Genomic DNA, 14,710 nt, shown 5'->3' with positions numbered 1-14,710 from the left:
GACACACGACCTCCTCACGAGGGTTACATCAATGTCGATCACATTGAAGAAGTTCACGTTTCCACAAGGGACACTGATGCCCGGTCGGGAACGCGACCGAGAAGACGGCAACCTTTTCGCTGGTCCAGAGCGTCCTGGGGGACGGTCGACAGACGATGCCCGCAGTCGGCGCCGGGGCGGCGGTCACCCGCGACCCGCCCGCCAGCGTGGTGGCGGGCGGTAACCTCGCACCGCCCGATCCGGACCTTGAACCGATTCCACATATCCCGCCTGAACTGCGAAAACAGCCGAAAAAGACTGGCCCCGCCCACCCCAGTAAGAGCACTCTGGGTAGTGACACGGTCACCGGGAGGCAGGGATGACTGGTCGGGTGCTCGAACTGCGCGTACACGGTGTGTCGAACACGCCGCCGGACGAGTTGCTCGGTCTGCTGCCGGAACCGGGCGAGCCGGCACCGCAGCCGTGGCTGGTCGCCGGGGACGAGGTCACCGGCTTCTACCGCTGCCCAGAGCCGGGGCCGGCGCCGAGACCAGAGCCGGAACCGGGGCCGGAACCGGACGAACCGGTTGTCGTCGAGGCGTACAGCTGGGGTCGACTCACCTCGGGCGCGCGGACCGCTCGGGACGTCGAACGCGCGCTCTGGACGGTGCTGCTGCCCTTCACCATCGCCAACGTCGCCCTGCACGCCCGACCGGAGATCCCCGCCGACCCCACCCGGGAAGGATGGTCCGGTCGCGCCGGGATCGCCGGCTGGCTGATCCGGCTGTTCTGCCTGAGCCTGACCGGCACCCTGGTCCTCGCCGCCACCGGCATCGGGGTCGACCTGGTCGGCTGGCAGTGCGTGGACCGGACCTGCCTGGGCCGGGTGCCCGGCCCCTGGGAGTTCCTCGGTCACGGCTGGTGGAGCGAGGGCGCGCACGCGCTCGCCGTCGGGCTGCTGGTGCCGCTCGCCCTGATCGCGCTGGTCGGCCTGCTGAGCTGGCGCACCTACCAGTACGAGGCGGAGATGCCGGTCGGCCCGGGCGTCGTCCCCCCGGTCGGGGTGCCGCTGGTCAACCCGTTGCAGGATCCCACCTTCTGGTGCGGTGAGGGGCAGTTGCGGCGGGCCGCCGTGCTGCACCTGTGCACCGGTACGGTGATCGCGGCGGCCGTACCGCTCGGCGCGGTGCTCGTCATGGACCCGCCGCAGGGGCCCAGGGTCGCGCTCGCCGTACTCACCGTGGCCCTGCTGGTGCTCCCGGTGGCGGTGGCCGTGGTGGCCCTCGGCCGGCCGTACCTCACCCGCCGGGGCGGGCACACCCCGCTCGGCCCGTACAGCGCCATGGTCGTGGTCAGTGCCCTCGGTGGGCTGGCCGGCACCTTCGTACTCCTGCTCCTGCCCGACGGCCCGGCCGGGATCCCCCTCGCCGAGCTGCGCCCACCTCCGGGCTGTCTCGCCGCACCGGACACGCCCGGCTGCCTGGTCGACCGCTCCCTGCCCGGGTACGACGGGGTGATCGCCGGCTGGGGTGTCGGGCAACTGTTCCTGCTGATCGCGATCGGCGCGGTGTCCCGTTCCGGCCGGCGGGCCCTCGTCGTCCCGGCCGGCGCGGGAATCGCCCTGCTGGCCGGGGGCGCCTGGCTCGCCGGTTGGCTGCCCGGCCCGGTCCCGCCACCCGAGGGACTCGACCTGTGGATGCTGGTGGCCCCGGCCGTCGCGCTGGCCGGCGTCGGGCTCCTGCTGCCCCGGGCCGTCCCGGTCGACCCGCCCGGAGCCGGGCACGACGGGCTGGCCTGGGGCGGCCGGGGGCCACTGCTGATCGCCGGCGTCGGCTGGCTGCTCGGCGTCGCGTACTGTGCCGGGCTGCTCTACTGGGTCGGTAACCGGCTCAACCCGACCGACGTGGTCGCCGTCGCCCCGCCGGTGCCGGTGACCTGGGCCGGGCTCGTGTTCGCGGCCTCGCTGCCGGTCGTCCTCGGTACCGCCGTCCACGCCGGGCTGCTCTTCGCCCGGCTGCGGCACCAGGAGTACCTGCGCCTCAGCACGCCCGGCCGTGGGCTCTCCGCCCACGACCTGCGCCGTTGCCGGGACGTGAGCACGTTCCGTGCCCTGCACCGGCTCGTCGGGGAACACGCGATCCGGCTCGTCGGGCGGTGCGGCGCGGCACTGATCGTCCTCGCCGCGCTCGGCTGCGCCGCCGCGTCCTCCGGTACCCGGCCGCACCGGATGCCGGAGAGCGGCTGGACGGTGCTGGTCGACGCGGCGAACGGCGCCGGGGACCGGCTCCTCGGCTGGTTGCCCGTGGTGGTCGCGGCACTCGGGCTGCTGGTGTACCGCAACGACACCGTCCGCCGGTCCGTCGGCGTGGTCTGGGACATCGGCACGTTCTGGCCCCGGGCCGCGCACCCGTTCGCGCCGCCCAGCTACGCCGAACGGGCCGTACCTGAGTTGCAGACCCGCACCGCCGGCCTGCTCGCCCTGCCGGAGGACGACCCGCGCCGGGTGACCGGCATCATCCTCTCCGGGCACAGCCAGGGAGCGGTCCTCTGCGCGGCCGTGGTCCTCCAGCTTCCGGCCCGCTGGCGCCGCCGGGTCTGGTTCTTCTCGTACGGCTGCCAGCTCACCCGGCTCTACGGGCGGGTCTTCCCGGCCTACTTCGGTCCCCGCCGGTTGCCGGTGCTCGCCGACGCCCTCACCGACCCGCACGGCCGTACCGGCTGGACGAACTTCTGGCGGGAGACCGACCCGCTGGGCTGGCCGGTGACCGGCGCCCGCCGGGAGGTCACCGTCCGGGACCCGGAGGGGCTGCACCCCACCGGCGGGGAGGTCGTCGACCCGCCGATCCGTAACCACGGCGGGTACCCGGAATCCCCGGAGTTCCTCGTCGAGCGGGACCGGGTGGCCGGCCTGCTGCGGCGGTGTGTGCCGTCACCCCGGGAGGGGGTCGGCTAACCGGACCACCAGGTCGGCGCGGGGCGCGGTGCCGGCCACCAGAGCCGCGTTGGCCTCGTCGGAGCCGCGCGCCCAGCGTTCCGCCTCGGCCGGCGACCGGCCGTACGACACGTGCCGGGCGGTGAGCCGGCGCAGCCGCAGCTCGGCGTCGAGGTCGAGGAACCAGGCGTCGTGCAGCAGGGCGCGGACCTCGTCCCACGGATCCTCGGGGAGGAGGAGATAGTTGCCCTCGGTCACCACCAGCGTGACCGAGGGCGGCACGCCGATCGACCCGGCGACCGGCTCCTCGATCTCCCGGCGGAAGGCCGGCGCGTACACGGTGACCGGCTCCAGCCGGTGCAGCCGCCGCAGCAACGCCGCGTAGCCGTACGCGTCGAAGGTGTCCACCGCGCCCTTGCGGTCGGCCCGGCCGAGCCGGTGCAGTTCCGCCTGGGCCAGGTGGAACCCGTCCATCGGCACCAGCCGGGCAGTCGGGCCGACCTCGGCGACGACCCGCTCGGCGAGAGTCGACTTGCCCGCCCCCGGTGCCCCGGCGATACCGAGCAGTTGCCGGGGACCGGCGGCGGCCAGCGCGCGGGCCCGCGCGACCAGCTCGTCGACCGGACACTCCCGGGCCGGAAGCGGACCGTACGCGGGCTGCCGGGCCAACTCGGGCCCGGACGCGAACTGCCGGGCCGGGACCGGACCGGACGCGGGTCGCCGGGCCGGACCGGAACTGGATCCGGACTGCGGGGCCGGACCGGGATCGGACCCGGACTGCTGGGGCATCAGTCCAGGACCGGCTCGCTGATCGCGAACCGTGCCTCGACGGCGGCCTGCACGGTCTGCTGCTGCGGGTCGAGGTCGATCTCGGGGCTGGGACCGGCCTCCTTACCAGCGGCGAAGCCGGCCGCCCGGAACGTCATCGGTTGGGCGGCCATCCCGGAGTCGGAGAGTTCGATCAGGCCGGTCACCCGGGCGCCCAGCGCCTCGGCGTACTCCCGGGCCCGGTCGAGCGCCTCGGTGATGGCGGCCTGCCGCGCCTCGCGGTGCACCGGGCTGTCCGGCCGCAGCGACCACCACGGGCCGGCGACCGAGACCTGGTCCTGGTCGGCCAGGCGGAGCATCAGTTCCCCGAGGACGGCGAAGTCGCTGACCGTGACCGTGGTGGTCATGCTGCCGTGGTAGGCGACCACCCGCTCACCGGAACGCTTCAGCTCGGGACGGACCCGCAGCTCGCCGGTCTCCCGGCGGTCCACCGCCGGGCCGTAGCCGTCGAGCAGCACCCGGATCGCGGCGGCCCGCTCGGCCAACCGGGTCAGGGTCACCTCGCGGTCCTTGTCGCGGGCCATCGCGGTCACCGCGAAGCGGGCGATCTCGGGTGCCACCTCCCGGTACGCCTCGCCGCGTACGGTAACCACCGGTCCGTCCACCATGTGCCCCACCCTAGTCGCGCGCGGTCGCCCCCGCCGGGGTGTGCGCGGTGTACCGCACCGTCGATCCGGTGACCTGGCAGTCGCTGAGGTAACCCCCGGCGGCCCCGAGAGTGAGCAGGAACCGCAGCTCCCCGGCTGCTCCGTCGTCACCCGGCCGGGCGTCCGCCGTAGGCGAGGCGGCGGCCCGCTCCCGGTCGGCTCCGGCGGTGACCCCTTCCCGGCCGGTGCCGGGGGTGGTCGGGAAGTCGTGTCCGGAGGCGAGGAACGGGCGGTCGAACAGGGCCGTCCGGGTGGCCCGGGCCGCCCGGTGCCCGGCGGTGAGCGCCTCGGCGTCGGCGGCGGCGAGCGCGGCGGCCAGCTCGTCCAGGACGGACCGCACGGTGGCCAGCTCCCGCAGCACGTGCTCCCGGTTGCCGAGCAGCATGTTCGCCGTCCGCTCGGCGGGGGTGCCGGCCACCCGGGTGCCGTCCCGGAAGCTGCCGGCCGCCAGGGCCAGCACGGCGTCCCGCAGCGGAGACCGGCCGGCCGCCCCGGCCAGCGCCCCGGCCAGCAGGTGCGGCACGTGTGAGGCGAGCGCCACCACCGCGTCGTGCTCGTCGGGCGCCATCGGCACCACCCGCGCCCCGAAGACCGACACCAGCAGCGTGGCGAGCCGGTGGAACGCCGGCAGCCCGTCCGGGGCCGGGCAGAGCACCCAGGCCGCGCCGTCGAAGAGGTCCGGCACGGCCGCACCGATGCCGGCCCGGTCGGTGCCGGCCATCGGGTGCCCCGGCACGAACCGGTCGGTCAGCCCGTACGCGGCGGCGAACTCCGCCACCTCGCCCTTGGCGCTCCCCACGTCGGTGAGGACGCAGTCCGCGCCGACCGCTCCGGCGACGGTGCGCAACGTCTCCGGCAGGGTCGGCAGCGGGCCGCAGAGGAACACCACCGCCCGGCCGTCCACCGCCACGGTCAGCTCGTCGGGGCAGGCCACACCGGTGTCCCGGACCGCCTGGCGGGTCGCCGGGTCCGGGTCCCAGCCGGTGACGTCGAGACCGGCCCGGTGCAGCCCGAGCAGGATCGAACCACCGATCAGACCGGTACCGACCACCGCGACCCGGGGCCGCGTGTCGGGGCTTGCCACCATCTGCGTACCTCGGGTTCCGCTCGATCGCGGGTCGTACCTCGGGTTCCGCTCGATCGCGGGCCGCCGGACCCGGGGCCGAGGATATCGCCTGGTGCGCGGCCGGGACCGGGGCCGGTCGGGCTTCGACGACCCGCCACCGGCCGGAGGAGCCGGTCGACCGCGTCGGCCCGCTGGGCTGGACGATCGGACCTCGAATGGGATTGCCGTCGAAACGTCCACGTCATACGGTCCCTGCGCCGCCCACCGGATCAAGGTGGGCCACGGGGAAGGAAAATCACGATGGCAGCGACGTACCGGGCTCTCGCCTCGGTGCTCATGTTGATTGGCTTCTACGTCGTCGCACTGCTCCAACTCGCCGCCGTCATCGCGTTCGGCGTCTGGTTGCACGACGTCGCCAACGGGATCGTGACGGCGAAACTGGTCGTGCCGCTGCTGATCGCGCTCGGCGCGGTCGTGGTGGCCCTCTGGCGGGCCCTGCGCGCCACGTCCGAACCCGATCCGGGGCTGATCGTCGGCGACCGGGAGGCGCCCGCGCTCTGGGCCACCGTCCGCGGGCTGGCCGACGCGGTCGGCACCCGCGCGCCGGACGAGATCCGGATCGTGCCGCAGGTGAACGCCGCGGTCAGTGAGCAGACCCGTCTGCTCGGCCTGCTCGCCGGGCGACGGACCCTCTACGTCGGGCTGCCGCTGCTCCAGACCATGCGGACGGACCAGCTCCGCGCGGTGCTGGCGCACGAGCTGGGCCACTACTCCGGGCAGCACACCCGGCTCGGCGAGGTCGCGTACCGGGGTCGACTGGCCATCATCGGCACGGTCAACCGGATCGGTGGGCGCAACCCCGTCGGCCTGGTCTTCAAGGCGTACGCCCGGCTGTACCTGCGGGTGGACAACGCGGCGTCCCGACGCCAGGAGCTCGAGGCGGACCGCTCGGCGGTGCTGCTCGCCGGCCCGGAGGCCGCCACCTCCGCGCTGCGCGCACTGCCCGGGCTGGATGCCGCGTGGCACTTCTACATGCAGCGGTACGTCGAGCCGGGCTGGCAGGCCGACCTGACCCCGGAGGACCTGTTCGGTGGGTTCGCCGAGTTCGCCGCCGCCCGGGAGGAGGAACTGGCCGCGCTCCGCGAGGCCACCCCGGAGGAGGAGACGTCGCCGTGGGACACCCACCCGCCGATCGGCGTCCGGATCGCCGCCATGGGCACCGTACCGGCGGACACGGTCGCTCCGGACCCGCGCCCGGCCGCCCACCTCCTCGCCGACATCGCTGCGGCGGGACGCCAGCTCCAGCAGATCGTGGTTCGCACGGACGGGCGGCAGCAGCTGCCCTGGCCGGAGTTCACCGCCGCGATGGTGGCCGCCATGGTGCAGCGGCGGGCCGACACGGTCTACCGGGCTGCCGGACGGTTCACCGGCACGCCGGAGCCGGCGCTGTCGACGATCCTGGGCCTGGTGCGGGACAACCGGCTCGGCGAGTTCGCCGAGGGTTTCTTCCGGGACGCCCCCCGCGAGGATGCGGCGCTGCGCTTCGCCGACCCGATGGAGGTCCTGTTCGAGAACGCGGCGGTCCGCTCCGGCGTGGCCCGGTGGGAGCACTCCTGGACCGGGCCGGCGCGGCTGGTGGGTCCGGCCGGCGAACCGCTGGACCTGGCCGAGGCGGCGAAGCTCGCCGTCTCCGCGCAGACCCTCGACGAGGCGCTCGCCCGCCTCGACCGGTTCGGCATCGACCCGGAGCGGGCGTCGGTGGTGCAACGACGGGTCGACACCCGGGACGCCGGCCTGGTCGGCGCGATCGCCAACGTCAAGATCGACGGGGTGCAGCATGACCTGCTGATCCTCGACCGGGGCCTGGTGCTGGTCGCCGATCCGGGACGGGCCGGCGCGGGAGAGAAGCGACTGCGGGCGCTGGTCGGCTCCACCCCGGTGGCCCAGCTCGTCGCCGACCACACCTTCCTGCCGTACGAGGAGATCGCCTCGGCCACGGTCCGGAAGCGGATCCCGCTACGGGCCGAGCTGACCCTCAGCGACGGTCGGACGCTCAACCTGCACGAGCTGTACGGCAGCGAGCTGCTGGAGAAGCACAGCCGGGACAACCTGCTGATCGTCCTGGACAGGTTCGCGGACTGAGCAGGCCGGGTGCCACCGTGCGGTGGCACCCGGCCTCCCTGCGTTCGACGGTCCGCCCGGCCCGGCCCCCTGCGTTCGACGCGAGCCAGCCGGAGTCCGACCGCCGTGAGCGGTGGGCACCCGGCGCCTGCGTTCGACGGGCCAGCCGAGGGTGAGCGGGGTCAGCGTTCGGCGAGCCGGGCGGGAACGGCGGCGACCTGCTCGTCGGTGGCGGTGAACGCGATCCGGACGTGGTGGCTGCCACCGGGCCCGTAGAGCGCACCCGCGGCGGCCAGGATGCCCCGGCGGGCCAGCCAGTCGACGGTCTGCCAGCACTCCTCGCCGCCCCGGCTGAGCCAGAGGTAGAGCCCCGCCTCGGAGTGCTCGACGGTGAACCCGGCGCCGGTGAACGCGGCGAGCAGCGCCTCCCGCCGGGCGCGGTAGCGTTCCCGCTGCTCGTCGGCGTGCCGGTCGTCGGTCAGCGCGGCCACCATCGCCGCCTGCACCGGTGCCGGCACGATCATGCCGGCGTGCTTACGGATCTTGAGCAGCTCGGCCACCAGGGTCGGGTCGCCGGCGACCAGCCCGGCGCGGTACCCGGCGAGGTTGGAGCGCTTGGACAGCGAGTGCACCGCGAGGACGCCCTCGTACGAGCCGCCACAGACCTCGGGCGAGAGCACCGACACCGGCTCGGCGTCGGCGGACCAGCCCAGCGGCAGGTAGCACTCGTCACTGGCCACCACCGCGCCGCGCTCACGCGCCCACTCGACCACCTTGCGCAGGTGGGCGGCGGGCAGCACCCTGCCGGTCGGGTTGGCCGGCGAGTTCACCCAGACCAGGCGTACCCGCGAGGTCGGCCCGACCGCGGTCAGCGAGTCCGTCCGCGCCTCGGTGGCCCCGACCAGCCGCACCCCGTCCGAGTACGTCGGGTAGCAGACCGACGGCACCACGACCACGTCACCCGGGCCGATGCCGAGCAGGGTCGGCAGCCAGGCGACCAACTCCTTGGAGCCGATCGTCGGCAGCACGCCGAACCCGTCGTCGGCCGTCCCGCAGGTGCGCCGCACCCAGGTCGAGATGGCCTCCCGTAGCGCCGGGGTGCCAGCGGTCAGCGGATACCCGGGCGCGTTCGACGCCTCCGCCAGCGCCCGCCGGACCACCTCGGGCACCGGGTCGACCGGGGTGCCGATGGAGAGGTTGATCAGCCCGTCCGGGTGCGCCGCGGCCAGGGCGGCCGCGGCGTCCAGGGTGTCCCAGGTGAAGTCGGGCAGCCGCGACGAGACCGGCGCGGGCCGGTTCAGTGGCCCTCTCCGCGCGGCGGCTGGGCGGCGACGAAGGTGGCGTCCTTCTCGATCTTGCCGATCTTCGAGGCGCCGCCCGGGGAGCCGAGGTCCTCGAAGAACTCGTAGTTCGCCGGGGTGTAGTCCTTCCAGTTCTCCGGGACGTCGTCCTCGTAGAAGATCGCCTCGACCGGACATACCGGCTCACAGGCACCGCAGTCGACGCACTCGTCGGGGTGGATGTAGAGCATCCGGTTGCCCTCGTAGATGCAGTCGACCGGGCACTCCTCGATGCAGGCCTTGTCGAGTACATCCACGCACGGCTCGGCGATGATGTAGGTCACCGGTCTTCTCCTCCGCAAGACGCGTCGCGATCGCCGCGACGGTAAGAGCCTAGTATCTCGCCGGGGAGGAGGTCGATCGTGCTCCGACAGCAGGATGTGGGACACCGGATCGTGGTCCGTCGGATTGTGGGGATTCGTGAGGGCAGACCACTCTTCTCCGACGCGCTGGGGGAATTGGTCGAGCTAAATGAGACCCACATCACTCTCGCCACCGACCAGGGTCGGGTGGAGGTACCCCGGAACGAGGTGCACCGGGCCAAGCGGGTGCCGCCGGCCCGCCGGCCCACCGCCGGCGCGGTGATCGCCCTCGAACTCGCCGCCGACGAGGCCTGGCCCGCCCCGGTACGCGGACGCCTCGGTGACTGGCTGCTGCGCAGCGCCGCCGGCTGGACCGGACGCGCGAACACGGCGCTGCCGATCGGCGACCCCGACCGGCCGCTGTCCGCCGCCGTCGACGCCGTCGAACGCTGGTACGCCGACCAGGGGCAACCGGCGATGGTCAACACTCCGCTGCCACTCGCCGCGCCGGTCGGCGCCGAGTTGGACGCGCGGGGTTGGGGCACCCGGCCGCCCACGCTGGTGCAGACCGTGGCGATCAGCCGGCTGCGTACCGAGCTACCAGCGCCCGCACCGGGCCAAGCCGACCTTCCGACACCCGAGCCGGGCAGGAACGGCTCAGCGCCCGACCCGGCTGGGGTCGAGCTGGCGACCGCGCCGTCGGCGGAGTGGCTCGCCATCGCCGCCGGCCGCAAGGGCGGTCTCCCCGACGCCGCACGCCACGTACTCACCGCCGTGGACCAGCTCCGATTCGCCCACCTGTACGTCGACGGCACGCTGGTCGCGGTGGGGCGGGGGACGGTCACCGGGCAGGGCCGCTGGCTGGGGCTCAGCCTGGTCGAGGTGCTGCCCGGGTTCCGTGGCCGGGGGCTGGCCCGGCAGGTGATCCGGGCGCTCGCCGACTGGGCCGCCGACTCCGGCGCCACGGACGCCTTCCTCCAGGTCGAGCAGCGCAACACCCCGGCCGTCACCCTCTACCGGAGCCTCGGCTTCACCACCCACCACACGTACCTGACCCGGGTCGCCCCGCCTGAGGGTTGATCCACTCCGTTTGCGGCACGTCGGGGTGTCCGGTCGATCGGACACCCCGACATGCCGCAACTTGAGTGGATCACCGACCGACGGCCCCGGCGGCCCGGGTCAGCGCCGGGTCAGCGGCGGACGGGTCGGCGGGGCTTGACGCTCTGCCCCTCGGCGTACCGCTTGAGCTGCTGGGACCGGTAGTCGACACCGAGCGCGGTGGCGATCAGGTAGCCGACCAGGACGCCGGCCCCGGTGGCCAGCAGGTAGAGCCCGAGTTGGGCGAAGAAGGTGCCCGCGCCGCCGGCGAACGGGTTGTTGCCGACCAGCAGCGGCCCGACCAGGACGGTCAGCAGCATCGCGGCGCCCACGGCGGCGGCGAGGTCGCCGCCCCACAGGGCCACCGGGGTACGGCGGGCCCGCCCGAAGGTGACCACCGCCAGGATCACCCCGATCACCAGGAACATGGCCAACGAGACCCGGTCCGCGGCGACCGGCTCCTCGTCGAAGGCGAACCGGGTCACCAGTCGGGCGGCCACGTTGACCGCGAACAGCGCGCCCGCCAGCACGCCGATGGACTGCCACCGGTCTCTCATCGCACGTCTCCCGCCGTACCGCCCGCTCCGGCGGCGGGCTTCCTGGCACGAATATCTACCACCAGTGCGGGGCCGACGTCACCCGTCCGTTCGGGCCGGTGGTGCCAGCATCAGCCGGAAGCCCAGCACCGCGAAGGTCATCGCGCCCGCCACGATCATCGCCAGGCCGACCCAGTTGTCCCCGGAGAGGAGCACGTCCCCCTCGTCCGTACGACCCGCCGCGACGACCATCATCGCGAACCAGGGCAGCGCCGGCAGCACCACCGCCCAGCGACGTCCCACGGTCGCGTGGGCGAACCAGCCCAGCGCGACGTTCGCCACGATCGCCACCAGCACCGACACCCCGATGAGCTGCCCGGCCACCCGGACCCCGGCGAGCACCAGTTCCACCACTGCGGTCAGCACGCCACCGAAGACGGCGAGCGCGCCACCGACCACCCGCAACGCCAGGTCGAACGTCCGTGCCAGCGGTCCGGGGGGCGACGGCGGGCGGGCCTGTTCCGGCTCCGGGGTGACCGACATCGACACGGCGGGCAGGGTCACCGGAGACCGGCCGACGCGGCGGAAACGTCCACGGCGCGCGCCGTGTCCAGCCCGGCGAAGAGGTCGTCCTCCCAGCCGTACGGGCCGCCGCCGGGCCCCTTCTCGCCGACCGCGAGGAAGAAGTACTCCACGCCCATGAACTCGCTGCCGAAGTTGCCGGCGATGGAGTACAGCCAGGAGGTGTCCGGGATCTGCGTGGCGTGCGCCCGCATCGCCGCCTCCTTGGCGACGTGCTGGTCGGTGGCGTCGATCCGCGCGGCGATCTGCTCGTCCGGCGTACCGAAGGGCAGCTCGGCGAGGTCGGTGACATCGGCGAACGGGTTGTCCGAGGAGTCGGCGAAGTGGCTCAGGCCGGCCTCCAGCACGCTGCGCGGCATCGCCGTCCAGTAGACCTTGGCGGGAGCGATGCCCTCGGCCCGGGCCAGTTCGACGGCACGCATCGCCACCCGGTGCGCCTGGATGTGGTCGGGGTGGCCGTAGAAGCCGTTCTCGTCGTACGTGACCAGGACCTGCGGGCGGACCTCGCGGATGACCGTCAGCAGGTGCCCGGCGGCCTCGTCCAGGTCGGCCTGCCAGAAGGCCCGGGGGTTCTCGTTGGTGGACAGGCCCATCATGCCGGAGTCGCGGTAGCGGCCCGCGCCGCCGAGGAAACGGTGATCGGTGACGCCGAGCGCCGCGCAGGCGGCGGCCAGTTCCGCGATGCGGTACCCGCCGAGCTGGTCGGCCTCGGCGGCGGCGAGCCCGGCCAACTCCGGTACGTGGATCTCGCCCTCCTCGCCGAGGGTGCAGGTCACCAGCGTGACGTGGGCACCGGTCGCGGCGTAGTGCGCCATCGTCGACCCGGTGCCGATCGACTCGTCGTCGGGGTGGGCGTGGACCAGCAGAAGCCGGCGGTCGGGCAGCGTCGTCACGCCGGTCACTCTATCCGTCGCGGCGGCCCGCGCCGGTTCCGACGCATACCAGCAGGCCCGCAGGCAGGCCCAGCGTCGGTTCCGACGCCCAACCCAGCAGGCTCAGCGTCGGTCTCGACGCATCCCGGCCGGCCCGCACGCCGGGTTCCGACGCGAACAGCGCAGGTCGGCCACATCAGCCCCGGTACGCCTCTACGATCTGCCATGTGGACTATCCGGAGCTGGCCGCTCGTACCCGCCGGTTCAGCCACGGGGCGCCGCGCGCCGTGACCGTGGCCGACGACGGATCGCGGGTGGTCTTCCTGCGCTCGGGCGGTCCGCAGGACCCGGCCGACGCGCTCTGGCTGCTCGACGTCGCCACCGGTGACGAGCGTCTGGTGGCCGACCCGGCCATACTGCTCGGCGACGGCGGGCAGGCCGGTGAGCTGCCGGCGGCGGAGCGGGCGCTGCGCGAACGGCTGCGGCTCAGCGCCGGGGGCATCGGCTCGTACGCGACCGACCCGGCCGCCCGGGTGGCCGTCTTCACCCTCGCCGGCCGGCTGTTCCGGGCCGACCTGGTGCACGGCGACGTGGTCGAGGTGGCCACCGCCGGGCCGGCGATCGACCCGCGACCGGACCCGACCGGGCAGCGGCTGGCGTACGTGACCGACGCCGGGGCCGCCACGCGCCGGGGCGAGCTACGGATCCTCGGGCCGGACGGGTCGGACACCATGCTGGCCGGCGAGGACTCCGGGGTGACCTGGGGACTGGCCGAACACATCGCCGCCGAGGAGTTCCACCGGTTCCGGGGCTACTGGTGGGCCCCGGACGGCCGGTCGGTCCTGGCCGCCCGGGTCGACGAGTCCCGGCTGCCCCGCTGGTACCTGCACGATCCGGCCGACCCGACGAGCCCGCCGAGCAGCGTCGCGTACCCGGTGGCGGGGGGTCTGAACGCGGAGGTGAGCCTGCACCTGCTCGACCTCGACGGCGGCTGGGTGGACGTGCACTGGGACCGGGAGACCTACCCGTACCTGGCCTCCGTCGACTGGGTCGACGGCGGACCGTTGATCACCGTGTTGCGGCGGTCGCAGCAGCACGGCCTGGTGCTGGCGGTGGACCCGCGTACCGGGGAGACCCAGGTGCACGCCGAGCTGGCCGACCCGCGCTGGGTGGACCCGATTCCGGGCACCCCGGCACACCTGCCGGACGGCCGGGTGCTGGTCGGTGGCGAACTGGCCCACGACGGGTACGACGCCCGCTGTCTCTTCGCCGACGGCACCCTGCTCACCCCGCCCTCCCTCTACGTACGCCGGGTGGTGGGCCGGCTCGCGGCCGGCGGCGGCCCGGCCGACCTGCTGGTGGAGGCAAGCGACGGGGAGCCGAGCCAGCGGCACCTGTTCCGGGTCCGCACGGTGATCGGCGGCGGGGTGGACGCCCGTCGGCTGACCCAGGACGACGGCTGGCACACCGCCGCCGTCGGCGGGGACGTGCTGGTGGTCGGGTACGCCTCACTGGACCACGCCGGGGTGCGCTGGACGGTGCGCCGGGGCGACGAGGAGGTCGCCACGCTGCGTTCGTACGCGGCCACCCCGCCATACGCGCCCCGGCCGGCGCTGGAACGGGTGACCGACCGGCAGTTGCCCGCCGCTGTGCTCTATCCGGCCAGCCACGTCGCCGGCCGGCGGCTGCCGGTGCTGCTGGACGTCTACGGCGGCCCGGGGCACCAGGAGGTGGTGACCGCGCGGGCGGCCTGGCTGGAACGGCAGTGGTGGGCCGACGCGGGCTTCGCGGTGGTAACCGTCGACAACCGGGGTACGCCGGGCGTCGCGCCCTCGTTCGAGAAGGTGATCCACCGGCGGGTGGCCGACGTGGTCCTCGCCGACCAGCTCGACGCGCTGACCGCGCTGGCCGGCAAGCACCCCGATCTCGACCTGGGGCGGGTCGCGGTGCGCGGCTGGTCGTTCGGGGGGTGGCTGGCGGCGCTGGCGGTGCTGCGCCACCCGGAGCGGTTCCGCTGCGGGATCGCCGGGGCGCCGGTGTCGGACTGGGCGCTGTACGACACCGCGTACGCCGAGCGGTACCTGGGCCAGCCGGACGAGGCCACGGACGTCTACAGCCACCACAACCTGGTCGAGCTGGCCGCCGAGCGGCCGGTCCGCGCGGACGACGTGCGTCCGTTGCTGCTGGTGCACGGGTTGGCCGACGACAACGTGGTGGCCGCGCACACGCTGCGCCTGTCGGCGGCGCTGCTGGCCACCGGGCGCCCGCACGCGGTGCTGCCGTTGACCGGGGCGACCCACATGGCGGCGGGCGGTACGGCCGAGCAGCTGCTCCGGCTGGAGCTGGACTTCCTCCGTACCCACCTGTGAGCAGGGGTCCCCTGCTCGGCAAGAAGCGCGAACAGGGG

Annotated in this window: 12 protein-coding genes; 4 read left to right on the top strand and 8 right to left on the bottom strand. The window is 74.2% G+C overall.

The genetic code is table 11. From position 1 onward, the window contains the following. Positions 1-358: 358 nt before the first annotated feature. Positions 359-2,932, top strand: coding sequence for a hypothetical protein (locus GA0074692_RS30205; RefSeq protein WP_091650755.1), 2,574 nt, complete (start codon positions 359-361; stop codon positions 2,930-2,932). On the opposite strand, the gene GA0074692_RS30200 is transcribed toward GA0074692_RS30205, so the two are convergent. The 3 genes from GA0074692_RS30200 to GA0074692_RS30190 are packed head-to-tail and all read right to left on the bottom strand — an operon-like array spanning position 2,909 to position 5,473. Further along, complete coding sequence (locus GA0074692_RS30200) at positions 2,909-3,700, bottom strand: nucleoside/nucleotide kinase family protein (RefSeq protein WP_091650747.1); 792 nt, start codon at positions 3,698-3,700, stop codon at positions 2,909-2,911. The genes GA0074692_RS30205 and GA0074692_RS30200 overlap by 24 nt on opposite strands. After that, complete coding sequence (locus GA0074692_RS30195; protein WP_091650743.1) at positions 3,700-4,347, bottom strand: SIMPL domain-containing protein; 648 nt, start codon at positions 4,345-4,347, stop codon at positions 3,700-3,702. The genes GA0074692_RS30200 and GA0074692_RS30195 overlap by 1 nt, the downstream gene beginning before the upstream one ends. Before the next feature lie 10 nt (positions 4,348-4,357). Then, positions 4,358-5,473 carry a prephenate dehydrogenase gene (locus GA0074692_RS30190; RefSeq protein ID WP_091650741.1) on the bottom strand — a complete coding sequence of 372 codons (1,116 nt, stop codon included), beginning with the start codon at positions 5,471-5,473 and terminating at the stop codon, positions 4,358-4,360. A gap of 279 nt (positions 5,474-5,752) precedes the next feature. Here GA0074692_RS30190 and GA0074692_RS30185 point away from each other — a divergent pair, with 279 nt between their 5' ends. After that, complete coding sequence (locus GA0074692_RS30185) at positions 5,753-7,594, top strand: M48 family metallopeptidase (protein ID WP_091650738.1); 1,842 nt, start codon at positions 5,753-5,755, stop codon at positions 7,592-7,594. A gap of 161 nt (positions 7,595-7,755) precedes the next feature. Here the strand turns inward: GA0074692_RS30185 and dapC are convergent, their stop codons facing one another. Together dapC and fdxA are read right to left on the bottom strand one after the other, a co-directional pair. Further along, the gene (gene dapC, locus GA0074692_RS30180; RefSeq protein WP_091654316.1) at positions 7,756-8,874 is read right to left on the bottom strand and encodes a succinyldiaminopimelate transaminase; all 1,119 of its coding nucleotides are present in this window, start codon (positions 8,872-8,874) and stop codon (positions 7,756-7,758) included. Next, positions 8,871-9,197 carry a ferredoxin gene (gene fdxA, locus GA0074692_RS30175; RefSeq protein ID WP_091650735.1) on the bottom strand — a complete coding sequence of 109 codons (327 nt, stop codon included), beginning with the start codon at positions 9,195-9,197 and terminating at the stop codon, positions 8,871-8,873. Before fdxA ends, dapC begins: the two co-directional genes overlap by 4 nt. Positions 9,198-9,275: 78 nt before the next feature. Here fdxA and GA0074692_RS30170 point away from each other — a divergent pair, with 78 nt between their 5' ends. Next, a complete protein-coding gene (locus GA0074692_RS30170) occupies positions 9,276-10,295 on the top strand; it encodes a GNAT family N-acetyltransferase (protein ID WP_091650732.1) in 1,020 nt (339 codons plus the stop codon). A gap of 110 nt (positions 10,296-10,405) precedes the next feature. Here GA0074692_RS30170 and GA0074692_RS30165 read toward each other — a convergent pair whose 3' ends face one another. The 3 genes from GA0074692_RS30165 to mshB all read right to left on the bottom strand — a co-directional run bounded on the left by GA0074692_RS30165 (position 10,406) and on the right by mshB (position 12,333). Continuing rightward, entirely contained in the window at positions 10,406-10,870 is a 465-nt protein-coding gene (locus tag GA0074692_RS30165) for a hypothetical protein (RefSeq protein ID WP_091650729.1), read from the bottom strand. Between the two features lie 78 nt (positions 10,871-10,948). Next, entirely contained in the window at positions 10,949-11,392 is a 444-nt protein-coding gene (locus GA0074692_RS30160; RefSeq protein WP_091654314.1) for a hypothetical protein, read from the bottom strand. 17 nt (positions 11,393-11,409) lie between these two features. Then, positions 11,410-12,333 carry an N-acetyl-1-D-myo-inositol-2-amino-2-deoxy-alpha-D-glucopyranoside deacetylase gene (mshB, locus tag GA0074692_RS30155; protein ID WP_091650726.1) on the bottom strand — a complete coding sequence of 308 codons (924 nt, stop codon included), beginning with the start codon at positions 12,331-12,333 and terminating at the stop codon, positions 11,410-11,412. A 197-nt stretch (positions 12,334-12,530) separates the two neighbouring features. Here mshB and GA0074692_RS30150 point away from each other — a divergent pair, with 197 nt between their 5' ends. Then, positions 12,531-14,672, top strand: a complete 2,142-nt coding sequence (locus GA0074692_RS30150; RefSeq protein ID WP_091650724.1) for a S9 family peptidase — start codon at positions 12,531-12,533, stop codon at positions 14,670-14,672. Positions 14,673-14,710: the final 38 nt, after the last annotated feature.

This window comes from Micromonospora pallida, from assembly GCF_900090325.1.
Taxonomy (GTDB): Bacteria; Actinomycetota; Actinomycetes; order Mycobacteriales; family Micromonosporaceae; genus Micromonospora; species Micromonospora pallida.
Note: the sequence above shows the minus strand (reverse complement) of the source record. Positions and strands in the feature narration are given on the sequence as shown.

Bases quoted from the DNA above. Each gene is read 5' to 3' on its own strand.
- GA0074692_RS30200 (WP_091650747.1), bottom strand. From the start codon at position 3,700: ATGCCCCAGCAGTCCGGGTCCGATCCCGGTCCGGCCCCGCAGTCCGGA.
- GA0074692_RS30165 (WP_091650729.1), bottom strand. From the start codon at position 10,870: ATGAGAGACCGGTGGCAGTCCATCGGCGTGCTGGCGGGCGCGCTGTTC.
- GA0074692_RS30160 (WP_091654314.1), bottom strand. From the start codon at position 11,392: ATGTCGGTCACCCCGGAGCCGGAACAGGCCCGCCCGCCGTCGCCCCCC.
- GA0074692_RS30185 (WP_091650738.1), top strand. From the start codon at position 5,753: ATGGCAGCGACGTACCGGGCTCTCGCCTCGGTGCTCATGTTGATTGGC.
- GA0074692_RS30195 (WP_091650743.1), bottom strand. From the start codon at position 4,347: ATGGTGGACGGACCGGTGGTTACCGTACGCGGCGAGGCGTACCGGGAG.
- GA0074692_RS30190 (WP_091650741.1), bottom strand. From the start codon at position 5,473: ATGGTGGCAAGCCCCGACACGCGGCCCCGGGTCGCGGTGGTCGGTACC.
- GA0074692_RS30205 (WP_091650755.1), top strand. From the start codon at position 359: ATGACTGGTCGGGTGCTCGAACTGCGCGTACACGGTGTGTCGAACACG.